We start from the raw sequence: 22,138 nt of genomic DNA, 5'->3' as shown, positions 1-22,138 counted from the left end.
CCCGTCCTGGTACCCCGCCGGAGCCGCGGACCGGACCGGCGACGAAGGATCGGCCCCCTCGGCCGCTCGGGCCCCGACCGTCACCGTAACGCCGCCGGCCCCGGACCGGCCCGCCGGGAAACGGGCCACGACGGCACGCGCACGAAGCGACCGCCCGGAGGGAAAGGCCCGGCGCGGCACCCGGGTTGTGTGCGATCCGACGGCCCGCTCACCCGAAAAGCGTCACCGAGCTGTGTTTTCGGGTCAACCGGGTAACGATCCGGCATGCCGCGGCTGAATTTCTACGCGCGTAGCCGAAACCCGTCTATCCTCTGACCCGTGAACGCTTCTCCTCAGTCGGTCGTCTCCGCCGACCCCTACGCCGCCGCCCAGGCCGCCGCCGAGCGCCTGCGCGAGCTGACCGGTGCCGAGCGGCACGACGTCGCCCTGGTGATGGGCTCCGGCTGGGTGCCGGCCGCCGACGCCCTGGGCGAGACCGTGGCCGAGTTCCCGGTCACCGAGCTCCCGGGCTTCCCCGCCCCCGCCGTCGCCGGCCACGCCGGCACGATCCGTTCGGTGAAGATCGGCGACAAGCGCGCCCTGATCTTCCTCGGCCGCAACCACTACTACGAGGGCCACGGCGTGGCCACCGTCGTCCACGGCGTGCGCACCGCCGCCGCGGCCGGCTGCGGCATCATCGTGCTGACCAACGGCTGTGGCGGCCTGCGCCAGGGCTGGACCCCGGGTCAGCCGGTCCTGATCAGCGACCACATCAACCTGACGGCGGACTCCCCGATCGTCGGCGCGAACTTCGTCGACCTCACCGACCTGTACTCCAAGCGCCTGCGCGAGCTCTGCCGCGAGATCGACCCGTCCCTGGACGAGGCCGTCTACGTCCAGTTCCGCGGCCCGCACTACGAGACCCCGGCCGAGGTCAACATGGCCCGGGTCATCGGCGGCGAGCTGGTCGGCATGTCCACCACCCTGGAGGCCATCGCCGCCCGCGAGGCCGGCAGCGAGGTGCTCGGCATCTCCCTGGTCACCAACCTGGCCGCCGGCATGACCGGCGAGCCGCTCAACCACGCCGAGGTGCTGGAGGCCGGCAAGGCCTCCGCCGAGCGCATGGGCGAGCTGCTGGCGAAGGTCCTTGAGCGGATCTGACGCCCGGCGGGCGCAGAATCATGACTGACGGGGCCCACGGGCGGCGTGATCCGCTGATCACGCCCTCCCGTGGGCCCCGTCCGCATGCGCGACCCCCTTCCTTGCGGAACCCTCCGGTCCCAGCGGAACCCTCCCGACCCACAGCGGAACCTCCGGCCGACACACCGACGCACGTCCCCATGGAGCTGGCATGACGCAGGCACCCACCACCGACCTCCTCGCCCGGGCCCGGACCTGGCTGGCCGAGGACCCCGACCCGCAGACCCGCGAGGAGCTCGCCGCCCTGCTGGCCCGGGCCGAGGCCCCGGAGGTCGAGACCGACGGCAAGCTCGCCTGGGCGGAGCTCGCCGAGCGCTTCTCCGACCGGCTCCAGTTCGGCACCGCCGGCCTGCGCGGCGAACTCGGTGCCGGTCCGATGCGGATGAACCGCGCCGTGGTGATCCGGGCCGCCGCCGGCCTGGTCGCGTACGTCAAGCAGCAGGGCCTGGGCGACCTGGTCGTCATCGGCTACGACGCCCGCCACAAGTCGTACGACTTCGCCCGCGACACCGCGGCCGTGGTGGTCGGCGCCGGCCTGCGCGCCGCGCTGCTGCCGCGCCCGCTGCCGACCCCGGTACTCGCCTTCGCCGTCCGCCACCTGGGCGCGGCCGCCGGCGTCACCGTCACCGCCAGCCACAACCCGCCGCAGGACAACGGCTACAAGGTCTACCTGGGCGACGGCTCGCAGATCGTCCCGCCGGCCGACGCCGGGATCGCCGCCAGGATCGACGCGATCGGCTCGCTGGACGACGTCCCGCGCGCCGCGTCGGGCTGGGAGGTGCTCGGCGAGGAGGTCGTCGAGGCCTACCTGGACCGGGCCGTCTCCATCGTCGACGAGCACGGCCCGCGCGACCTGGAGGTGGTCTACACCCCGATGCACGGCGTCGGCCGCGACACCCTGGTCGCCGCGTTCCGCCGGGCCGGCTTCCCCGCGCCCACCGTGGTCGCCGAGCAGGCCGAGCCCGACCCGGACTTCCCGACCGTGGCCTTCCCCAACCCGGAGGAGCCGGGGGCAATGGACCTCGCCTTCCGCACCGCCGCCACCGTCGGCCCGGACATCGTGATCGCCAACGACCCGGACGCCGACCGCTGCGCGGTGGCCGTCCCCGTCAACGGCAACGCGGCCGGCGCCGGCAACGGCACCTCCGGCTGGCGGATGCTGCGCGGCGACGAGGTCGGCGCGCTGCTCGGCTCGGCCCTGGTCGCGAAGAAGGCCGAGGGCACCTTCGCCACCACCATCGTCTCCGCCACCCTGCTCGGCCGGATCGCCGAGGCCGCGGGCCTGGGCTACGCCGAGACGCTGACCGGCTTCAAGTGGATCTCCCGCGCCCAGGGCCTGCGCTACGGCTACGAGGAGGCGCTCGGCTACTGCGTCGACCCGCAGGGCGTCCGGGACAAGGACGGCATCACCGCCGCCCTGCTGGTCGCCGAGCTGGCCGCCACCCTCAAGAAGTCCGGCCGCACCCTGTCCGACCTGCTGGACGACCTGGCGCTGGAGCACGGCCTGCACGCCACCGACCAGCTCTCCGTCCGGGTCCAGGACCTCTCGCTGATCGCCGACGCCATGCGCCGCCTGCGCGAGCAGCCGCCGACCGTGCTGGCCGGCCTCCGGGTGACCCGCGCCGACGACCTGTCGGCCGGCTCCGCCGAGCTGCCGCCCACCGACGGCCTGCGCTACTACCTGGCCGGCGAGGGCGTCCGCTCCGCCCGCATCGTGGTCCGCCCCTCCGGCACCGAGCCCAAGCTCAAGTGCTACCTGGAGGTCGTCCTCCCGGTCGCCTCGGCCGCCGACCTGGCCCCGGTCCGCGAGCGCGCCGCCGCCCTGCTCGCCACCGTCAAGCGGGACCTCGCCGACGCGGCGGGCATCACCGCCTGATCCCCGCGCACACGTGGAGGGGCCCGCCGGTCGTGACCGGCGGGCCCCTCCGTTACGTTTCCGCGGTGTCAGACCGCGATGACGGTGATCAGCGCGACCAGGCCGAGCAGGGTGGGGGCGATGACCCACCAGCACCAGCGGACCTCGACCGGGCCCGCGGCGGCGGGGCGGGCGGCGTTGCGCTCGGCCAGCTCCTGGAGGACGGCGGTGACCTGGTCGGACCAGGCGCGGGTGGGGTCGGGCGAGCCCTGGACGACCGGGTTGGTCCGCTTGGCCATCCCCAGCCCCAGACCGGTCCGGGAGGCGTGCTCGGCGGCGCTGGGGCTCTGCGCCCGGGTGGCCCGCTTGCGCTGCCGCAGCGACACCGGCACCGCCCAGACCTGGAACTTCTTCCCGCCCGCGAGCAGCTCGACCGAGTACCCCGCGCGCAGCGCGTCCACCGAGGCCCACGGCGCGACGACGGTCCGCCACGGGTTGCGCACCACCAGCCGGTCGCGGCCGGCCGTCACGGCCGGGCGCAGCGTGTACGCGATCACCGGGAAGGCGAACACCGGCACCGCGGCGAGCGAGACGTACGGCGTCTTGCCCGTCCCGCTCACCACCGCGTCGCCGATCAGCCAGGCGGCGACCACCAGCAGCAGCACTCCGGAGATCACACCGGGGACAGAGCGGTACACGCGGTCCGCGTACTCGGGCTCCCCGTCGGGGGCGGCGGGGCCCTGGCCGGGCTTGCCGTCGGAATCGGTCATGTCGACGATTCTGCCCCATGCCCCTCACCCTGAGGTCTCGGTCCGGCCACGAATGGCAGGTGCCCTGGCGGCCCACTACGCGCGTAGATATGCTGCTCTGGTGACTATGTCCACTGTTGCAGCCAATGCCCTCGGCGTTGCGGGCAGCGGCCTTCAGGACGTTGCTGCGTCCGAGGCCTCGCTCCGCCGGTTCCTGCACGGCCTGCCCGGCGTCGACCAGGTCGGCCTGGAGGCGCGTGCCGCCGCTCTCGGTACCCGCTCGATCAAGACCACGGCGAAGGCGTACGCCATCGACCTGGCGATCTCGATGATCGACCTGACCACGCTGGAGGGCGCGGACACGGTCGGCAAGGTGCGCGCACTGTGCGCCAAGGGCAGGACCCCCGACCCGACCGACCCGACCACCCCCCGCGTCGCCGCCATCTGCGTCTACCCGGACATGGTCGCCACCGCGAAGGCCGCCCTGGAGGGCACCGACATCCAGGTCGCCTCCGTGGCCACCGCCTTCCCGGCCGGCCGCGCCGCCCTCCCGGTCAAGCTCGCCGACACCGCCGACGCGGTGGCCGCGGGCGCCGACGAGATCGACATGGTGATCGACCGCGGCGCCTTCCTCTCCGGCCGCTACCTCGACGTCTTCAACGAGATCGTGGCCGTCAAGGAGGCGTGCAAGCGCCCCGACGGCAGCTCCGCCCACCTCAAGGTGATCTTCGAGACCGGCGAGCTCCAGACCTACGACAACGTCCGCCGGGTCTCCTGGCTGGCGATGCTGGCCGGCGCCGACTTCATCAAGACCTCCACCGGGAAGGTCGCCGTCAACGCGACCCCGCCGGTCACCCTGCTGATGCTGGAGGCGGTCCGCGACTTCCGCGCGGCCACCGGCGTCCAGGTCGGCGTCAAGCCCGCCGGCGGCATCCGCACCACCAAGGACGCCATGAAGTACCTGGTGATGGTCAACGAGACCCTCGGCGACGACTGGCTGACCCAGCACTGGTTCCGCTTCGGCGCCTCCAGCCTGCTCAACGACCTGCTGATGCAGCGCCAGAAGCTGGCCACCGGCCGCTACTCCGGCCCCGACTACGTGACGGTGGACTGATCACCATGGCCAAGAAGAAGAACACCGAGGAGCCCGTGGCCAAGCCCGCCGGCGGCCTCTTCGCCTACGCCCCGGCCCCCGAGTCGCCGGCCGCCGCGGGCGACATCGCCACCTCCTACGGCCACTTCATCGGCGGCGAGTTCGTCGACTCCTCCGGCAACGAGGCCCTGAAGACGGTCAACCCGGCCACCGAGCAGGTGCTCGCCGAGTTCGCCCAGGGCACCGAGGAGGACGTGGACCGCGCGGTCGCCGCCGCCCGCAAGGCCTTCGCCGACTGGTCGGCGCTGCCCGGCAGCGAGCGCGCCAAGTACCTGTTCCGGATCGCCCGGATCATCCAGGAGCGCAGCCGCGAGCTGGCCGTGCTGGAGTCGATCGACAACGGCAAGCCGATCCGCGAGACCCGCGACGTCGACCTGCCGCTGGTCGCCGCCCACTTCTTCTACTACGCGGGCTGGGCCGACAAGCTGGACTACGCCGGCTTCGGTCCCAACCCGAAGCCGCTGGGCGTGGCCGGCCAGGTCATCCCGTGGAACTTCCCGCTGCTGATGCTGGCGTGGAAGATCGCGCCCGCGCTGGCGACCGGCAACACGGTCGTCCTGAAGCCGGCCGAGACCACCCCGCTGACCGCGCTGCGCTTCGCCGAGATCTGCCGCCAGGCCGGTCTGCCGAAGGGCGTCGTCAACATCGTCACCGGCGACGGCCGCACCGGCGCCGCGCTGACCTCCCACCCGGACGTCAACAAGGTCGCGTTCACCGGCTCCACCCCGGTCGGCCGCGCCATCGCCAAGCAGCTGGCCGGCACCCGCAAGAAGCTCTCGCTGGAGCTGGGCGGCAAGGCCGCGAACATCGTCTTCGACGACGCGCCGATCGACCAGGCCGTCGAGGGCATCGTCAACGGCATCTTCTTCAACCAGGGCCACGTCTGCTGCGCCGGTTCGCGCCTGCTGGTCCAGGAGTCCGTCCAGGACGAGCTGCTGGACGCCCTGAAGCGCCGGATGGGCACCCTGCGGGTCGGCGACCCGCTGGACAAGAACACCGACATCGGCGCCATCAACTCCGCCGCGCAGCTGGCCCGGATCACCGCGCTGACCGACGCCGGCGAGGCCGAGGGCGCCGAGCGCTGGTCGCCGGAGTGCGAACTCCCGGGCACCGGCTTCTGGTTCAAGCCGACCCTGTTCACCGGCGTCAGCCAGGCCCACCGGATCGCCCAGGAGGAGATCTTCGGCCCGGTCCTGTCGGTGCTGACCTTCCGCACCCCCGCCGAGGCGGTCGAGAAGGCCAACAACACCCCGTACGGCCTCTCCGCCGGCATCTGGACGGAGAAGGGCTCGCGCATCCTCTGGATGGCGGACCGCCTCAGGGCCGGCGTGGTCTGGGCCAACACCTTCAACAAGTTCGACCCGACCTCGCCGTTCGGCGGCTACAAGGAGTCGGGCTACGGCCGCGAGGGTGGCCGCCACGGTCTGGAGCCCTACCTGAATGTCGAGGCCCTCGATGTCTGATGTCGCAACGCGTCTTGACGTCTTCAAGACCTACAAGCTGTACGTCGGCGGGAAGTTCCCGCGCTCCGAGAGCGGGCGGGTGTACGAGGTGACCGACTCCAAGGGCGAGTGGCTCGCCAACGTCCCGCTGGGCACCCGCAAGGACACCCGCGACGCCGTCCTGGCCGCCCGCAAGGCGGTCAAGGGCTGGGCCGGCACCACCGCGTACAACCGCGGCCAGGTGCTGTACCGGGTGGCCGAGATGCTCCAGGGCCGGCGCGAGCAGTTCGCCGCCGAGGTGGCCGTCTCCGAGGGCATCGGCCCGAAGAAGGCCGCCGCGCTGGTGGACGCCGCGATCGACCGCTGGGTCTGGTACGCGGGCTGGACCGACAAGGTCGCCCAGATCGCGGGCGGCGCCAACCCGGTCGCCGGTCCGTACTTCAACCTCTCCTCCCCGGAGCCGACCGGTGTGGTCGGGGTCGTCGCCCCGCAGGCCGGGTACGGGCACTCGCTGCTCGGCCTGGTCTCGGTGATCGCCCCGGCGATCGCCACCGGGAACACGGTCGTGGTCGCGGCCGCCGCGGACGCCCCGCTGCCCGCGCTGTCGCTGGGCGAGGTGCTGGCCACCTCGGACGTCCCGGGCGGCGTGGTCAACATCGTCTCGGGCCGGACCGCGGACATCGCCCCCACCCTGGCCTCGCACCAGGACGTCAACGCGCTGGACCTCACCGGGGCCATCGCCGCCGACGGTCCCGGCGCGGCGTACGCGCTGGAGGCGGCCGCCGCGGATACCCTGAAGAGGGTGGTCCGTCCGGCGCTGGACCCGTTCGCCCAGGACTGGACCAATGCGCCGGGTACAAAGCGGCTACTCTCGTTCCTGGAGACGAAGACGGTCTGGCACCCGAAGGGGATCTGACCTCCGGTACTCCGGGTAACAACTCCACAGACTGGCCGTCCCCAGTGCCCTCACCCCCCCAGGGCCCGGACGGTCACAGGACGGACCCGCGCCTCTCCCCCCCTGGCGCGGGTCCGTCGGCGTTCCCGGGGTGTTCCGGCCGTCGGCCCGTCGACTTTCGTCACCCGCGCCGCCGACTTTCGACGCTCCCGCCCGCCCCACCGGCCCGGCCAGAATCACCGGTGACGGAGACGACCGGGGGAACGACCGGGGGGACGCATGGGCGAGTTCATCGGCGAGCTGACGGCACTGTTCGCGGACGGCTTCTACCGCACGTGGCACGTGGCCCGCACCAGGCGGCGGCTGGCCGCGGGCCGCCCGGTCAGGGTGCCCTGCTCGGCCCGGTCCGAGCGGCAGCCCGACTACGTCAACGGCAGCCTGCGCATCAGGCCCGGCACCGACACCGTGGCCCTGGTCACCCGCGACACCGGCCGGTGCGAACTGCCCGCCGGCGGGACCTTCCACGAGCCCGAGCCCGACACCTGGCACAGCCCGGACTGGGCCGCCACCGCCTACCGGCCGCCCGGCGCCGACGAACCGGTCTACCTCCAGGTGGACAGCCGCTACCTGCCGATGGTCCACGTCGCCCTCGCCGACCCGGCGTCACAGTCGAAGCCAGGGGCGCGGTAGAAGGTCCGCCCCGGCCGGTTTCGGCAACCGGCCGGGATGCGTCAGACTGGTGTCCCGTGAGTGACTCCCCCATGAACCCCGCACCGACCGGGCATGCCCGGGTGATCCTGCTCTCCGGGCCCTCCGGGTCGGGGAAGTCCTCGCTCGCCGAGCGCAGCGGTCTGCCGGTGCTCCAGCTCGACGACTTCTACAAGGACGGGGACGACCCGACCCTGCCGCGGCTGCCGGACGGCGCCGTCGACTGGGACTCCCCGCTGGCCTGGCACCGCGACCAGGCCGTCGCCGCGATCCGCGCCCTGCACGAGCACGGCCGCACCGACGTCCCGGTGTACTCGATCCCGGACAACGGCCGGATCGGCACCCGCGGCCTGGAGCTGGACGGGGCGGACGCGTTCATCGCGGAGGGCATCTTCGCCGCCGAGATCACCGCCGAGTGCGCCGACCAGGGCCTGCTCGGCGACGCCCTGTGCCTGCGCAACGGCGCGCTCACCACGGCCTGGCGCCGGCTGCGCCGGGACGTCCGGGAGGGCCGCAAGTCGCTGCCGGTGCTGCTGCGCCGGGGCCTGCGGCTGATGCGGGCCGAGCGGTCCATCGTCGGACGGCAGGTCGCGCTCGGCTCGTACGCGTGCGCCGGGCCGGAGGCCGAGCGGCGGATCCGCGCCGCGACCCGGGCCGGCGAGCTCTCCGCCGCCTGAACCCCGTACGGCCGAGCCCGGTACGGCCGAACCCCCAGGGCATGACGAAGGGCCCGGTGCGTCTCCCCCGCACCGGGCCCTTCGCCTTCCCCGAACGGTCTTCGGCTCCCCCACGGGCGTGCTCCCCCGAGCCGCTGCCCCCGGACCGTGACCGTCCGCTTCCCGTCCCCCGACGGGAGTCCTCGTTACGCGACCAGCTCGCCGAACGCCCGGACGGTGTCGCCGGACTTGTTCAGGTGCTCGTCCTCGCGCAGCCGGCGCAGGGCGCGCCAGATGCTGCTCTTGACCGTGCCGACGCTGATCCCCAGCACGCCGGCGATCTCCGGGTCGGTCTTGCCCTCGTAGTACCGCAGCACCAGCATGGTGCGCTGGTTCTCCGGCAGCTTCGCCAGCGCCTGCCAGAGCACGGTGCGCAGCTCGGTGCCGCCCATCGCGTCGGTGTCGCCGGCCGTCTCCGGCAGCTCCTCGGTCGGGTACTCGTTGACCTTGCGGCGCCGCCAGGCGGAGATGTGCAGGTTGGTCATGGTGCGGCGGAGGTAGCCCCCGACCGCGGCCTTGTCGGTGATCCGGCCCCAGGCCCGGTAGGTGCTGAAGAGCGCGCTCTGCAGCAGGTCCTCGGCCTCGTAGCGGTCACCGGTCAGGTGGTAGGCCGTGGCGTACAGGGAGGCGCGGCGCTCGCGCACGTACGCGGTGAACTCCGTGATGTGGTCCTCCGCGACGGCCGGGTGCTCCCCCTGCGCGCCTCCCTGCCCGGCCTCGGTGGTGCGGGCCGCCGCGGGGTTCAGCCGCAGCAGCGTCGCACCGGCGGCCTCGCGACCGGTCGGCTCCCCCGAACCGACCGTCCGCAGACCGTTCCCCCCGGTCCCCCGGTTCCCCCCCGGGGCGTCCTTGCCCTCGACGCGGACGGGGAGGATCCCCCGCAGCGTGAGGGTGGTGGCGGAGTCGGCCGAACTCCCCAGACGGCCGATCCCGTACAGCTCCCCCGTCCTGCCGCCGCCGCTCACCCGACGGGCGACAGGGTTTCCACCGGTGCTGTGCGCGCACCCCCGCACGGTCACGGCACCGGAGTTCTCGTCGGTCCTGACCTCGTACCGGGTCCGGTGGGACGTGGCTGACGAACGCGCGGTGCGGACAGCCGGGTTGGTCCGGGTCTGAAGCGTGGCGTTCATCGTGCGCCCCCTGGGTCGGTACGAGCGGTTCCGGTAGCCGCCCTTCAGCCGGCCTTGCGGCCCGCTGTCCTGCGGCGACATGGAAAATCCTGCCCGCCGGTTGTGATGGCGCTGTCCGCCGACTGTCACAGGGGTGTCACAGGAGCCGTCCGAATGTCCCGGACCGCCCCCCTGTGAACCTGACGCCGGTGGCACGCGTTCCGGTTCCAGAAGGGACGGTGGGTGGTCCGGGGGGTGATTCGGCGCTGCCGGTGGGCCAAAATGGGGCCGTGCCTTTCCTCCTTCTGATCGAGGACGACGACGCCATCCGGACCGGCCTCGAACTCGCCCTCACCCGCCAGGGCCACCGCGTGGCCACCGCTGCCTCCGGTGAGGACGGTCTGCGTCTCTTCAAGGAGCAGCGGCCCGACCTGATCGTGCTCGACGTGATGCTGCCCGGCATCGACGGCTTCGAGGTGTGCCGCCGGATCCGCCGCACCGACCAGCTGCCGATCATCCTGCTGACCGCCCGCTCGGACGACATCGACGTGGTGGTGGGCCTGGAGTCCGGCGCGGACGACTACGTCGTGAAACCGGTGCAGCCGCGGGTGCTGGACGCCCGGATCCGGGCGGTGCTGCGGCGCGGCGAACGGGAGAGCTCGGACTCCTCGGCCTACGGCACCGTGGTGATCGACCGCGCGGCGATGACCGTCACCAAGGACGGACTCGACCTCCAGCTCACCCCGACCGAGCTGCGGCTGCTGCTGGAGCTCAGCCGCCGCCCCGGCCAGGCGCTCTCCCGCCAGCAGCTGCTGCGGCTGGTCTGGGAGCACGACTACCTCGGCGACTCCCGCCTGGTGGACGCGTGCGTGCAGCGGCTGCGGGCCAAGGTCGAGGACGTGCCGTCCGCGCCGACGCTGATCCGCACCGTCCGCGGGGTGGGCTACCGGCTGGATCCGCCGGCCTGACCCCGCGACCCGGCCGCCGGCCCCTCCCCCGACCTCTGAACTCCCGTACCACGACAGGCTCTTGTGACTGACCATCAGACGACTGCCCGGCGGTTCTCGACGGGCCGGTGGCGTCGGCTGCGCTCCCTGCGGGTGCGGCTGATCGCGGTGTTCGCGGCCGTCGCGCTGCTCGCCGCCGTCTCGGCCTCCGGCATCGCGTACTGGCTGAACCGCGACGCGGTGCTCAAGCGCGCCCAGAACACCGTGCTGAACGACTTCCGGGTCTCGCTCACCCGCAACGTCTCCGACCTGCCGCTGAACGCGACCTGCCAGGAGCTGGCCTCGCTGGCGTCCACCGTGGCCAGCTCCGGCCTGACCTACGACGTGGTGGTGGTCGACGCGGCGCACCCGGAGTGCCCGGCCTCCTCCGACCCCGCGCACTTCACGCTGGCCGACGTGCCGACCGCGCTGCAGTCCACCGTCGCCAAGCCGCGCGAGATCACCGAGAACAACCCGTACCCGTACCACCTGTACTGGCAGCGGCAGAACCTGGAGGGCCGGCCGTTCGTGATCGGCGGCACCAAGGTGGTGCCGAACGGCCCGACGGCGTACATGTTCAAGTCGCTGGAGAACGAGCGGGCCGACCTCAACACCCTGGGCTGGTCGCTGGCGATCGCCACGCTGTTCGCGCTGATCGGCTCGGCGCTGCTCGCCCAGGCCGCCTCGGCCACCGTGCTGCGGCCGGTCAAGCGGCTCGGCGACGCCGCCCGGCGGCTCGGCGAGGGGCACCTGGACACCCGGCTGGAGGTCGACGGCTCGGACGAGCTCGCCGACCTGGCGAGGACCTTCAACCGGACGGCGGAGCAGCTGCACGAGCAGGTCGAGGAGCTGAGCGCGCGCGAGGCGCAGAGCCGGCGGTTCGTCGCCGACATGTCGCACGAGCTGCGCACCCCGCTGACCGCGATGACCGCCGTGACGGACATCCTGGAGGACGAGGCCGAGTCGCTGGACCCGATGATCGAGCCGGCCGTCCGGCTCGTGGTCAGCGAGACCCGGCGGCTGTCCGACCTGGTGGAGAACCTGATGGAGGTGACCCGCTTCGACGCCGGTACCGCCAGGCTGGTCGCCGACGAGGTGGACATCGCCGACCTGATCATGTCCTGCATCGACGGGCGGGCCTGGTACGACGCGGTCGAACTGGACGCCCCGCGCGGCATCCTGGCCGTGGTCGACCCGCGCCGGCTCGACGTGGTCTTCGCCAACCTGATCGGCAACGCGCTGAAGCACGGCGGCTCGCCGGTGCGGGTCAAGGTCCGGCAGGACGGGGAGTCGGTCGTGGTCGAGGTCTCCGACAGCGGCCCGGGCATCCCGGAGGACGTGCTGCCGCACGTCTTCGACCGCTTCTACAAGGCGGACCGGGGGCGGGCCCGCTCGGAGGGCAGCGGCCTCGGCCTGTCGATCGCGATGGCCAACGCGCAGATACACGGGGGAACGATCACGGCGGCGAACGGGGAGGTCGGCGCGGTGTTCACCCTGACGCTGCCGCTGGCCCCGCCGCCTCCGCCGTCCGCGGGCGAGGCCGAGGGCGGCCCCGCCGGCGACGCCGCCGAGGACAAGGACGCCACGTGACCAGCCCCACCGACACCGTTGTCCCCCGCACCGTCCTGCGCCGCGGCGCCGGCGTGCTGCTGCTGGTCGCGCTGGCCTCCGGCTGCGGCATCCGGCCGACCGCCGTGCCGGTCGACGCCGGCGCGCCCGCCAGCCGGACGGCCTGCCCGACCTCCCCGCACATACCGGCGGCCCTGGCCACCCCGCCGGGCCCGGCCCCGACCGTGTCCCCGACCCGCGGCACCAAGGCGGGCGTGAGCCCGAGCCCGTCGCCCACCCCGGTGGCGCCGGGCAGCCCGCCGCCGGACAACGTGTTCAGCGCGGTGCCGACGGCCTCGCCCTGCCGGTAGCCCGCCCTGGGGGTGGGCCGCCCTGCAAGTGGCCCGCCCGGCGAGCGGGCCGCCCTGCGGGCAGGCCGCCGGCAAGGGGCGGGAGGGGGCGGGAAGGGGGTTCGGGGGCGCGTTTGGGAATGTTCACGCCGGGTGTGGAACCGACGTGACGTCGGCCCACGTCCTTCCCCCCGTGCAGCGAGATGGCACCAGGACACGCGACGAGCGTTCCGGCGCGGGGACCGAGAGCAACCCGGCGGCGGCCGTCCACCGTCCCCTCCGGTTGGCCGGACTGGCGGGCCTCACCGGCCACCTGGCACTGGTGCTCTGGCTGGTGCTGAGACCGCTGCCGGTGGCCTGGGTGTACGACGCCAACCTGACGCCGTTCGCCTCGCTCCGCTCCTCCAGCGGCTGGCAGGTGGTCGGCGAACTCCTGCTGCTGGCCCCGCTCGGGGTCCTGCTGCCGCTGGCCGGCGGCCGGCTCCGGGCCCCCTGGCTGCCGTCCTTCCTGCGCACCACCGGCGCCTCCGCGCTGCTGGCGACCGCGCTGGAGTTCCTCTCCTCCTGGGCACCCGGGCACGTCCTCAACGTGGACCACATCCTGCTCGCCGTGGTCGGCGTGGCCGTCGTCCACCTCGCGCTCGTCCCGGGCCTGCGGCACCTGCTGCGGGACCGGCGGCCGCGGGTGCCCCGGATGACGGTGCTCTCGGTGCCGCCGGCCGTCGCCTCGGTCGCCGCCGCCACCTCGGCCGCGGCCGCCACCTCGGTCGCCGCCGTCACGCCCGCCGCCCGGCGGCGCGCCTACGCGGAGCCGACGCCCCCGGCCGGCTGATCCGGCCGCGGGTCCCGGACCACCCGGCCGCCGACCTCGACCAGCCCGCCCGGGCGCGGCCCGGCCAGCAGCCGCGAGCCCCGGCCCTGGGTGATGGTCAGCGCCCGGCCGAGGTGCGCGGCCAGCAGCAGGGCGGCCGCACCGGTCGCCTCGTCCTCGTCGATCCCGTCGCCCCGGCCGGGGAAGGCCCGGGCCCGGACGGTGCCGGCCGCCTCGTCCTGCCAGGCCCAGGCGTAGACCCACTCCCCCGGCGGCGGCACCTCCAGCGCCTCCACCTCGGCCGCCGAACCGTACGGCCGCAGCGTGCGCCCCGGGGCCCACTCGGGCCGGGCCTCGATCCGGATCAGCCCGCCCTCGCGCCGCACGGCCACCTCGCCGGCGGCCGTGACCAGCCGGTCCACCCCGAGCAGCCAGGCGGCGCCCACGCACGGGTGGCCGGCGAACGGCAGGCGCACCGACGGGGTGTAGATGTCGATCTCCCCGCGCTCCGGGTCGTCGACGAACACCGTCTCGCTGAAGCCCAGTTCGCGCGCGACCCGCTGCCGGTCCGCGCGACCCGGCACGGCGGCGCCGTCGCGCACCACCCCGAGCGCGTTCCCGTGGCTCCCGTCGGGCCCGCAAAAGACCCGCAGCACCTCAAACCCCGTCATTTCCCCACCTCGTCTACTCCCGCTCCGGACCGGCGCAATGACACCGTGACACAAAGGCGGCGACGGATGTCGGCCGCCTCCAGTACTGTGCGCTGTCGTCCCCGAACGGTTCCCGCCGTTTTTCTCCTTCCCCTCCCAGGAAAGCCCCCGTGAACAATCTCGACTTCAGCGCCGAACCGCTCTTCTCCTGGTACGTCGTACTGCTGGCCCTCAGCGGCGCCATCATGGTGGCCCTCGGGGTCGCGGCCGGCGGACTGAAGGTCGGCCTGCGCATCCTCAACCTCGTCCTCGGCCTCGCGTTCCTGGGGTACGCCTACTACCTGGCGTTCGTCTTCGAGGGCGGCACGTACACCATCTTCTTCAAGGCGTTCATCCTGCCGGTCGGCATGATCGTCGCCTCGGTGAAGGCGCTGGTGGAGCGCAGCAACGCCAAGAAGCAGCCCGCGCAGGCGGCCGCCCCGTTCGACCCGAACGCGCCGCAGGGGGCGTTCAACCCGAACGCGCCGTTCAACCCGAACGCCGCCCAGCAGGCGCCGTTCAACCCCAACGCGCCGTTCAACCCCAACGCCCCGCAGGCGCCGCAGCCGCCGTTCAACCCCAACGCCCCGCAGGCCCCGTACGCCGCGCAGCCGGGCGCGCCCGTCCCGCCGCCGGCCGGTGCCCCCGTGCCGCCCGCCCCGGCACCGGGCGCCTCGCCGTACCAGCCGGGTGTCCCGCCGCAGCCGGTGGCGGACAACCCGTACGCGCAGCCGCAGCCGCCGCAGCACCCGGCCGGCTGATCGCGCCGAGCCGAGCCGTACCGCCGTACGAACGCCGGAAGGCCCGCCCGTCACCCGCTGCGAAGCGGCGACGGACGGGCCTTCCGGCGTGTCCGGCTCAGTCCCCGGTGCCGCCCCGCACGCGGTTGCGGCGCCACGCCACCACCAGGGTGCCGAGGCCGAGGGCGATCGCGGTCGCCCCGGTGATCGCCATCGGCTCCGTGGCCCTGCCGCCGCCGGTGGAGGCCAGCCCGCCGTCCCCGGCCGGGGCGGCAGCGGTGACCATCGGCGAGCCGGCCCCCGCCGGGCTCGGCGACGTGCCGGTGGCCCGCACGACCGGGAGGACCGGGGCGGCGGCCCGCTCCGGCAGGTCCGGGTCCGGGGCGGAGTCCACGAAGGTCGGAGCGGGTGCGGCGGTGGCGCCCGTCGCGGCCACGGTGATGAAGTCGGCCGCCGGGCCGACCGCCTCGGCCGCGCTCTCGCCCCGCTCCGGCAGGGTGCGCGACACGGCCGTCAGGGACTCGAACAGGATCGGCGCGTCCTTGGTGAAGGCCAGCCGGAGCTCGACGGTGCGGCTCTCGCCCTTCGCCAGCGTGATGACGTCGGCGTCCCCGTCCCCGGTCCGCAGCGCGAAGTCGAGCCGGTTCGGGTGCCCCGGGCCGCGGCCCGGGGTGGCGCCCCGCCACTGCCCGTCGGCGCCACGGAACTCCAACTCGACCGTGTCCGAAGGAAGTTCGGCCGCCCCCTGGAACACGACCGCGGGCACGACCCGCAGCTCCCGGCCGCTCCGGTTGGTGAGGACCAGTGTGAACGGCTTCGCCTCGCCGCCCACCGTGAACACGACGGGCACCCCGTGGAGCCCGACCTCCGCGGTGGCCGCCGGGGCGGGCGGCGCCGTGGCCGGTGCGGTGGCCGGCGCGGTGGTCGGCGCCCCCGCCGGAACGATGACCAGCTCCGGGTGGCCGCTGCTCGCGTCGGTGGTGCGCTGCTCCGGCGGCAGGGCCGGGTCCGAGACCACGGAGTCGAAGCCCGGTGCCACCCGGCCGGCCGGGGCGTCGGCGGTGACGGTGAGCCGCAGCCGGTAGACGGCCTCGGCGCCGGCCGGCAGCGACAGCACGGCGGGCTGGTCGAGCGCCCAGACGGCGCCCGTGCCCGCGGGGTTCGCCCTGGCGTCCTGCCACCGGGTGCCGCCGGGCGCCCGGTACTCCAGCCGGAAGTGGCCCTGCCCCGCGCCGGCGCCGGCGTCCGCGACGACGAAGGCCGAGGACGGCACGTCCAGCCGGTGGTCGGCGGTGTTCCGGAGCGTCGCGGTGAACTCCACCGGCGCGCCCCCCGCCGTGACGGTGCCGGGAAGGCCGCCGAAGGCGATCGTGACCGGCGAGGGGCGGGTCCGGGCGCCCGGGGACAGCGCGACGGCCTCCGGCGCGGCGAAGACGGCCGCGACCCCGACGGCGGCCAGGCCGGAGGCCAGGGTGACGGCGGTGGTCGCGGTCAGGAATCTGCGCTGCCGAATGTGCAATCCAACCTCACGGGAGAATGCGGGAGAGAACCCATCAGGACGTGAAATCGCTTGCACGGGAGATCGTTTCGCAACAGTGTCGGGCTTTCGTCCGCCCCCCGGCCGACCGCGATCGGCAGCATCCTACCGAGCCCCGTCCGACGGTCCGGACCGAGGACCGCGCTCGGTTCCCCGGGACCACCCCGAGGGAACCCCGACATCCGGCTACGACTCCCCGGTGACCCTTCGGGGCCGGGAATCACCTGCCGGGCTGAGGCCCGGGGGCCGACGGCGGCGGAGGATGGAACCAGCCCGCCGGACCTGCCGGACCGGGCCGCCACCACAGGGAGAGAATCATGAGTGCGCGCCTCGCCCGTCCTCGCCGCAACCGCGTCCTCGCCGGTGTCTGCGCCGGGATCGCCGAACGCTTCGGCCTGACCCCGTGGACCGTCCGCGTGATCTTCCTGCTCTCCTGCCTGCTGCCCGGCCCCCAGTTCCTGCTCTACCTGGCCCTCTGGGTGCTGCTCCCCCAGGAGCCGTAAGCCCGGCGGCGCGGGGCCCGTCCTCGGCCCGGCGGCCCGGGGCGACCGGGCCTCACCGCACGGCGACGGGCCGCCCGCCCCGGGGTCTCCGGGGTGGGCGGCCCGTCGCCGTGCCGTGGGCCGTGGCTCAGCCGGTCAGGCCGGGGATGGCCGGGAGGGTGCTGGTCAGCCCGCCGATCGGGGTCTTGTCCAGACCGGGGATGGTCGGGAGCGCGGCGCGCTGCTGGGCGGCGCGCTGCTCGGTGACGCCGGCCAGCGGGGTGTCCCCGGCGGGGACGGCCTTGCCGACGCTCGGGGCGAGGGTGCCCAGCGTCTCGGTCACCTTGCCTGCGGCGGGCAGCTTGGCGGCGGTGTCGGTGACCGCACCGGTCACCGCCGGGTTCGTCAACGCGCCGGTGGGCAGCCCGAGGCCGCCGGCCGCCTGGCCGTCGGCCGCGGAGGCGGCACCGGCGCCGACCGCCACGATGGCGATGCCGAGCGCCGCGGTACCGGCGGCCTTGAGAGCCTGCTTCATGGTTGGTCCCCTTTGGGTCCTCGTCGGTCGCCGACTTCGCGCACGGGACCGGCGGACGGGCGACCGCCGCCGCGACGTTTCGGCATGACTGGCACACCGTAGTGAGCAGGTCACGCGGGAGCCAAAGGGCGTTCACTCACCCGAGTGAGTAGTCGGATGAACACCAACCCCCTTGCAGGAGCCTGGAGTTCATCCGACCGGCGCGCGCCGGGGCGCCGCGCCCCGGAGGCTCAGTTGCCGCCGGTGCCCGCGCTGAACAGCCACTCCGCCTTCAGCTCGGCGTAGCCCGGCTTGATCACGTCGCTGATCATCGCCAGCCGCTCGTCGAAGGGCAGGAACGCGGACTTCATCGCGTTCACCGTGAACCACTCCAGGTCGCCCAGGGTGTAGCCGAAGGCGTCCACCACGTGGCCGAACTCCCGGCTCATGCTGGTGCCGCTCATCAGCCGGTTGTCGGTGTTCACGGTGACCCGGAACTTCAGCCGGCTGAGCAGCCCGATCGGGTGCTCGGCGTACGAGGCGGCGGCGCCGGTCTGGATGTTGGAGGTCGGGCACATCTCCAGCGGGATGCGCTTGTCGCGCACGTACGCGGCCAGCCGGCCGAGCTCGACCGTGCCGTCCTCGCCCACCGTGATGTCGTCGACGATCCGCACGCCGTGGCCGAGCCGGTCAGCGCCGCAGCACTGCAGGGCCTCCCAGATCGACGGCAGGCCGAAGGCCTCGCCCGCGTGGATGGTGAAGTGGTTGTTCTCGCCCTTGAGGTAGTCGAAGGCGGCCTGGTGGCGGGTGGGCGGGTAGCCGGCCTCGGCACCGGCGATGTCGAAGCCGACGACACCCGAGTCCCGGTGGCGGTTGGCCAGTTCGGCGATCTCCTGCGAGCGGGCGGCGTGCCGCATCGCGGTGATCAGGGTGCCGACGCGGATCCGGTGGCCGGCCGCGCGGGCGTTGGCCTCGCCGAGGCGGAAGCCCTCCTGGACGGCCTCGACGACCTCGTCCAGGCTCAGTCCGGCCTCCAGGTGCTGCTCGGGGGCGTAGCGGACCTCGGCGTACACGACGCCGTCGGCGGCCAGGTCCTCGGCGCAGTCCGCGGCGACCTTGATCAGCGCCTCACGGGTCTGCATCACGGCGCAGGTGTGCGCGAAGGTCTCCAGGTAGCGGACCAGCGAGCCGGAGTCGGCGGCCTCGCGGAACCACTCGCCGAGCTCCTTGGGGTCGGTGGTGGGCAGGCCCTGGTAGCCGCAGGCGGCGGCCAGCTCGACCACGGTCTCCGGGCGCAGCCCGCCGTCCAGGTGGTCGTGCAGGAGGACCTTCGGCGCGCGGCGGATCTGGTCGGGAGTGGGGATGCGCGGGCCGGTGCCCGCGGTGGTGACGGGGATCTGCTGTTCCATTGCGGAAATATAGCCCCTACGCGCGTAGACCGACCACCGCGAACACCGCCGGATGGTCCAAACTCCACCCGGAATTCCACCGACCGGTCCATACGATCCACCAAAGCGTCAACCCGCCGCCGCGGCGGGCCCGGTCGCGCCGCACCACGGCGTCGGTCGCGCCGCGCGACGGCGTTCTCAGCCCTGCCGCACGACGGCGTTCTCAGTCGTGCTGCAGCAGCCGCCCGCGCCGGGACAGCACGAAGTCCCGGAACGCCCGCGCCGGCGGGGCCAACGGCCGCCCCGCCGCCCAGGCCAACCCGATCGCCCGCCGGGTCCGCGGCGCCGTCACCTCCAGCTCCACCACCCCCGGCCGCGGCACCAGGGCCGGCGGCAGCAGCGCCACCCCCAGCCCGGCCGCCACCAGCCCGCGCAGCGTCTCCGCCTCCTCCCCCTCGAACGCCAGCCGGGGGACGAACCCGGCCTCCGCGCAGAAGCCGTCCGTGATCGCGCGCAGCCCGTACCCCTGCTCCAGCCCGACGAACGGCTCCTCGGCCACCTCCGCCAGCCGGATCCGCCGCCGCCCGGCCAGCCGGTGGTCCGCCGGGACGACCAGGTGCAGCCGCTGCTCGTCCAGCGGCCGGGCGGCGAACGCCGGGTCCTCCGGCAGCGGCGCGACCAGGCAGAGGTCCAACTCCCCGGCCCGCAGCCGCTCCAGCATCGCCGCGCCGTAGTCCTGCACCAGCTGGAACCGCACCCGCGGGTGCTCCGCGCGGAAGCCGCGCAGCAGCGCCGGCACCGCGTCCGGGCCCATCGTGTGCAGGAACCCGAAGGCCACCAGGCCCACCGCCGGATCCGCCTCCGCCCGGGCCGCCTCCGCACCCCGCTCCAGCTCGGCCAGCGCCCGCTCCACCGAGGCCAGCAGCAGCCGGCCCGCCCTGGTCAGCCGGACCGTACGGCCCTGGCGGGCCAGCAGGTCCACCCCCAGCTCCTCCTCCAGCCCGGCCACCGCGCGCGACAGCGTCGGCTGCGGCACCCCGAGCAGCGCGGCCGCCTGGGTCACGTGCTCCAGCCGGGCCACCGCCGCGAACCGGGCCAGCCGGGGCGCCAGCAGCACGGCCGGCTCCTCCGGCCCCAACTCGGCCACCCGGTACCGCTGTTCCCCGCCGTCCACCGATTCCGGACCGGACATCCCCGCACCACCTCGACTCATACGCCAGTGCATCGATCATCCACACTTCATGCATTGGACGCATCAACGCCGACAGGCCTACGGTCGACGACATGCAGCCCGCCGATACCGGGGCATCCGTGACCACCCCGGATGCCCCCGCCACCGCCCCCACCACCCTCACCGCCGACGACCGCCACCGCCCCGGCCAGCGTGCCTTCCGCCGCGCCAACCTCGCCCTGTTCGCCGCCGGGGTCGCGACCTTCGTCCTGCTCTACTCCACCCAGGGCCTGCTGCCGATCCTCTCGGCCGACCTCGACCTCACCCCCGGCCAGGCCAGCTGGACGGCCTCCGCCGCCACCCTCGGCCTCGCCCTCGGGCTGCTCCCGGCCAGCGCGCTCTCCGACCGGTACGGCCGCACCGCGGTGATGACGGCCTCCACCCTCGCCGCCTCCGCGTTCGCCCTCGCCCTGCCCTTCGCGCCGGACCTCACCACCCTCGTCGTCCTGCGGGTCCTCCAGGGCGCCGTCCTCGCCGGGCTCCCCGCCACCGCCATGGCCTACCTCGCCGAGGAGGTCCACCCCAGCGCCCTGCCCTCCGCGATGGGCCTGTACGTGGCCGGCAACAGCATCGGCGGCATGGGCGGCCGACTGCTCTCCGGCTGGACCGCCGCCGGACTCGGCTGGCGCTGGGGCCTCGCCGCCTCCGCCGTCCTCGCCCTGCTCGCCACCCTCGCCTTCCGGCTGCTGATCCCCGCCGCCCGGCACTTCACCCCGGCCCCGGTGGACGCCCGCGCGCTCACCCGCACCGTCGGACGGCACCTGCGCAACCCGCTGCTGCTACGGCTGTACCTGCTCGGCATGCTGTTCATGGCGGTGTTCGGCGCGGTCTACAACACCGTCGGCTACCGGCTGATCGCCGCACCCTTCCACCTGCCGGAGTCGATCGCCGCCTCGATCTTCGTGGTCTACCTGGTCGGCACCGGCACCTCCGCCGCGGCCGGCCGGCTCGCCGGCCGCCTCGGCCGGCGCGGCGCCCTCTACGTCTCCATCGGCGTGACCGCGGCCGGCCTGCTGCTCTCCCTCGCCGAATCCCTCACCTGCGCCCTGCTCGGCCTGGTCCTGATCACCGCCGGCTTCTTCGCCGGCCACGCCACCGCCTCCTCCTCCGTCGGCCGCACCGCCACCGAGGGCCGCGCCCAGGCCTCCGCCCTCTACCTGATCGCCTACTACCTCGGCAACAGCCTCGGCGGCACCCTCGGCGCCGACGCCTACCACGCCACCGGCTGGCCCGGCGCCGCCACCGTCGGCCTCACCGCCATGGCCCTCGCCGCCGCCGTCACCCTCTACGCCACCCGCCAGGCCCACACCACCGCCCGGCGTTCGAGTCAGCCGGGCAGACTTTCCGCCAGGTAGACTTTCCCCATGGCAGACCTCAAGCGCCGCCGTCGCCCCCACCTGGTGTCCACGCCCGTGCGGAAGAAGGGCGTGGTCACCATCCCGCAGGAGATAAGAGAGCAGCTGGACCTCCAGGAGGGCGACCAGTTGGTGGTCGCGGTGGAGGACGGCCGCATCGTCCTGACCCCCGCCTCCGTCATCCCGGACGACCAGGCGTGGTTCTGGAGCGGCGGCTGGCAGGAGAAGGAGCAGGAGGTCGACGAGGCGCTCGCCGCGGGCGAGCGGGGCGAGATGTTCCAGGACGGGGACTCCTTCCTGCAGTCGCTCGCCGACGAGGCCGGCCTCGACCTGGGGGAGATCAAGCGCCGTGCCGACGTATGAGTCACTGGCCCACTTCCTGCGCGACTGGAAGGGCCTGACCGCCGCCCAGAAGACCGCGTTCCTGGTCGCGGTGGCCCAGTTCGTCGCCGACCTCCGGGCCGGCCAGGGCTTCCGCCGCGGCCTGCGGGCGAAGAAGATGCAGGGCCACCCGGACATCTGGGAGATGACCTGGGCCCCGGACGGCCGGGCGACCTTCAGCTACGGAACCACGCCCCAGCACGGCGAGCCCCACATCGTCTGGCGCCGGATCGGCACCCACGACATCTTCGGCCGCCCCTGACCGGTGAGAAACGTCGAGCCGCCCGCCGGTGCACCGGCGGGCGGCTCGTTCACGACCG

The 22,138-nt window shown here is 74.1% G+C and carries 23 protein-coding genes; 16 read left to right on the top strand and 7 right to left on the bottom strand.

All coding sequences use genetic code 11. The annotated features are described in order from the left end of the window. Nucleotides 1–318 precede the first annotated feature (318 nt). Both ACFVU7_RS39480 and ACFVU7_RS39475 read left to right on the top strand, forming a co-directional pair. On the top strand, nt 319–1,140 hold the full coding sequence (locus ACFVU7_RS39480; protein WP_049654087.1) for a purine-nucleoside phosphorylase: 822 nt from the start codon (nt 319–321) through the stop codon (nt 1,138–1,140). A gap of 190 nt (nt 1,141–1,330) precedes the next feature. Further along, nucleotides 1,331–3,055, top strand: coding sequence for a phospho-sugar mutase (locus tag ACFVU7_RS39475; protein WP_049654088.1), 1,725 nt, complete (start codon nt 1,331–1,333; stop codon nt 3,053–3,055). Nucleotides 3,056–3,123: 68 nt separating this feature from the next. On the opposite strand, the gene ACFVU7_RS39470 is transcribed toward ACFVU7_RS39475, so the two are convergent. Further along, nucleotides 3,124–3,804: a PH domain-containing protein gene (locus ACFVU7_RS39470; protein ID WP_375876650.1), complete on the bottom strand. Its 681-nt coding sequence runs from the start codon at nt 3,802–3,804 to the stop codon at nt 3,124–3,126. Between the two features lie 106 nt (nt 3,805–3,910). Here ACFVU7_RS39470 and deoC point away from each other — a divergent pair, with 106 nt between their 5' ends. From deoC to ACFVU7_RS39445, 5 genes are all read left to right on the top strand, one after another. Beyond that, complete coding sequence (gene deoC / locus ACFVU7_RS39465; RefSeq protein ID WP_079272367.1) at nt 3,911–4,897, top strand: deoxyribose-phosphate aldolase; 987 nt, start codon at nt 3,911–3,913, stop codon at nt 4,895–4,897. Between the two features lie 5 nt (nt 4,898–4,902). Further along, nucleotides 4,903–6,399 (top strand): aldehyde dehydrogenase family protein, encoded by a 1,497-nt coding sequence (locus ACFVU7_RS39460; protein ID WP_074003903.1) that lies wholly within the window; start codon nt 4,903–4,905, stop codon nt 6,397–6,399. Continuing rightward, the gene (locus tag ACFVU7_RS39455; protein ID WP_049654094.1) at nt 6,392–7,294 is read left to right on the top strand and encodes an aldehyde dehydrogenase family protein; all 903 of its coding nucleotides are present in this window, start codon (nt 6,392–6,394) and stop codon (nt 7,292–7,294) included. Before ACFVU7_RS39460 ends, ACFVU7_RS39455 begins: the two co-directional genes overlap by 8 nt. Nucleotides 7,295–7,552: 258 nt before the next feature. Next, nucleotides 7,553–7,963, top strand: coding sequence for a hypothetical protein (locus tag ACFVU7_RS39450; protein ID WP_117488159.1), 411 nt, complete (start codon nt 7,553–7,555; stop codon nt 7,961–7,963). A 56-nt stretch (nt 7,964–8,019) separates the two neighbouring features. Continuing rightward, on the top strand, nt 8,020–8,658 hold the full coding sequence (locus ACFVU7_RS39445) for an ATP-binding protein (RefSeq protein WP_375876652.1): 639 nt from the start codon (nt 8,020–8,022) through the stop codon (nt 8,656–8,658). A gap of 185 nt (nt 8,659–8,843) precedes the next feature. Here ACFVU7_RS39445 and ACFVU7_RS39440 read toward each other — a convergent pair whose 3' ends face one another. Continuing rightward, the gene (locus ACFVU7_RS39440) at nt 8,844–9,827 is read right to left on the bottom strand and encodes a SigE family RNA polymerase sigma factor (RefSeq protein WP_369808315.1); all 984 of its coding nucleotides are present in this window, start codon (nt 9,825–9,827) and stop codon (nt 8,844–8,846) included. Between the two features lie 269 nt (nt 9,828–10,096). Here ACFVU7_RS39440 and ACFVU7_RS39435 point away from each other — a divergent pair, with 269 nt between their 5' ends. The 4 genes from ACFVU7_RS39435 (at nt 10,097) to ACFVU7_RS39420 (ending at nt 13,522) form a co-directional block, all read left to right on the top strand. Beyond that, on the top strand, nt 10,097–10,774 hold the full coding sequence (locus tag ACFVU7_RS39435; protein WP_049654100.1) for a response regulator transcription factor: 678 nt from the start codon (nt 10,097–10,099) through the stop codon (nt 10,772–10,774). A gap of 63 nt (nt 10,775–10,837) precedes the next feature. After that, nucleotides 10,838–12,382 carry a HAMP domain-containing sensor histidine kinase gene (locus ACFVU7_RS39430; protein WP_049654103.1) on the top strand — a complete coding sequence of 515 codons (1,545 nt, stop codon included), beginning with the start codon at nt 10,838–10,840 and terminating at the stop codon, nt 12,380–12,382. Further along, entirely contained in the window at nt 12,379–12,711 is a 333-nt protein-coding gene (locus tag ACFVU7_RS39425) for a hypothetical protein (RefSeq protein WP_074003907.1), read from the top strand. The genes ACFVU7_RS39430 and ACFVU7_RS39425 overlap by 4 nt, the downstream gene beginning before the upstream one ends. Before the next feature lie 172 nt (nt 12,712–12,883). Then, nucleotides 12,884–13,522: a VanZ family protein gene (locus tag ACFVU7_RS39420; protein WP_158077740.1), complete on the top strand. Its 639-nt coding sequence runs from the start codon at nt 12,884–12,886 to the stop codon at nt 13,520–13,522. On the opposite strand, the gene ACFVU7_RS39415 is transcribed toward ACFVU7_RS39420, so the two are convergent. Continuing rightward, a complete protein-coding gene (locus ACFVU7_RS39415; RefSeq protein ID WP_380779931.1) occupies nt 13,492–14,172 on the bottom strand; it encodes a PhzF family phenazine biosynthesis protein in 681 nt (226 codons plus the stop codon). The genes ACFVU7_RS39420 and ACFVU7_RS39415 overlap by 31 nt on opposite strands. A gap of 149 nt (nt 14,173–14,321) precedes the next feature. On the opposite strand from ACFVU7_RS39415, the gene ACFVU7_RS39410 reads away from it, so the two are divergent. Then, nucleotides 14,322–14,951, top strand: coding sequence for a hypothetical protein (locus ACFVU7_RS39410; protein ID WP_074003910.1), 630 nt, complete (start codon nt 14,322–14,324; stop codon nt 14,949–14,951). A 97-nt stretch (nt 14,952–15,048) separates the two neighbouring features. Here the strand turns inward: ACFVU7_RS39410 and ACFVU7_RS39405 are convergent, their stop codons facing one another. Further along, nucleotides 15,049–16,449 (bottom strand): hypothetical protein, encoded by a 1,401-nt coding sequence (locus tag ACFVU7_RS39405; protein WP_388050908.1) that lies wholly within the window; start codon nt 16,447–16,449, stop codon nt 15,049–15,051. A 335-nt stretch (nt 16,450–16,784) separates the two neighbouring features. On the opposite strand from ACFVU7_RS39405, the gene ACFVU7_RS39400 reads away from it, so the two are divergent. Then, nucleotides 16,785–16,970 carry a PspC domain-containing protein gene (locus tag ACFVU7_RS39400; RefSeq protein ID WP_049649198.1) on the top strand — a complete coding sequence of 62 codons (186 nt, stop codon included), beginning with the start codon at nt 16,785–16,787 and terminating at the stop codon, nt 16,968–16,970. A 127-nt stretch (nt 16,971–17,097) separates the two neighbouring features. Here ACFVU7_RS39400 and ACFVU7_RS39395 read toward each other — a convergent pair whose 3' ends face one another. The 3 genes from ACFVU7_RS39395 to ACFVU7_RS39385 form a co-directional block, all read right to left on the bottom strand. Further along, entirely contained in the window at nt 17,098–17,484 is a 387-nt protein-coding gene (locus ACFVU7_RS39395; RefSeq protein ID WP_049649197.1) for a hypothetical protein, read from the bottom strand. A 230-nt stretch (nt 17,485–17,714) separates the two neighbouring features. After that, complete coding sequence (locus tag ACFVU7_RS39390; protein ID WP_049649196.1) at nt 17,715–18,872, bottom strand: adenosine deaminase; 1,158 nt, start codon at nt 18,870–18,872, stop codon at nt 17,715–17,717. Nucleotides 18,873–19,074: 202 nt separating this feature from the next. After that, on the bottom strand, nt 19,075–20,043 hold the full coding sequence (locus ACFVU7_RS39385) for a LysR family transcriptional regulator (protein WP_082345153.1): 969 nt from the start codon (nt 20,041–20,043) through the stop codon (nt 19,075–19,077). Between the two features lie 92 nt (nt 20,044–20,135). On the opposite strand from ACFVU7_RS39385, the gene ACFVU7_RS39380 reads away from it, so the two are divergent. Genes ACFVU7_RS39380 through ACFVU7_RS39370 form a run of 3 tightly spaced genes read left to right on the top strand, consistent with a single transcriptional unit; the run spans nt 20,136 to nt 22,080 of the window. After that, nucleotides 20,136–21,437: an MFS transporter gene (locus tag ACFVU7_RS39380; protein ID WP_074003912.1), complete on the top strand. Its 1,302-nt coding sequence runs from the start codon at nt 20,136–20,138 to the stop codon at nt 21,435–21,437. 9 nt (nt 21,438–21,446) lie between these two features. Next, nucleotides 21,447–21,800: an AbrB/MazE/SpoVT family DNA-binding domain-containing protein gene (locus tag ACFVU7_RS39375; RefSeq protein WP_079272371.1), complete on the top strand. Its 354-nt coding sequence runs from the start codon at nt 21,447–21,449 to the stop codon at nt 21,798–21,800. Further along, the gene (locus ACFVU7_RS39370) at nt 21,787–22,080 is read left to right on the top strand and encodes a hypothetical protein (RefSeq protein ID WP_388050905.1); all 294 of its coding nucleotides are present in this window, start codon (nt 21,787–21,789) and stop codon (nt 22,078–22,080) included. Before ACFVU7_RS39375 ends, ACFVU7_RS39370 begins: the two co-directional genes overlap by 14 nt. Nucleotides 22,081–22,138 lie beyond the last annotated feature (58 nt).

Source organism: Kitasatospora sp. NPDC058046 (genome assembly GCF_042885595.1).
Taxonomy (GTDB): Bacteria; Actinomycetota; Actinomycetes; order Streptomycetales; family Streptomycetaceae; genus Kitasatospora.
Note: the sequence above shows the minus strand (reverse complement) of the source record. Positions and strands in the feature narration are given on the sequence as shown.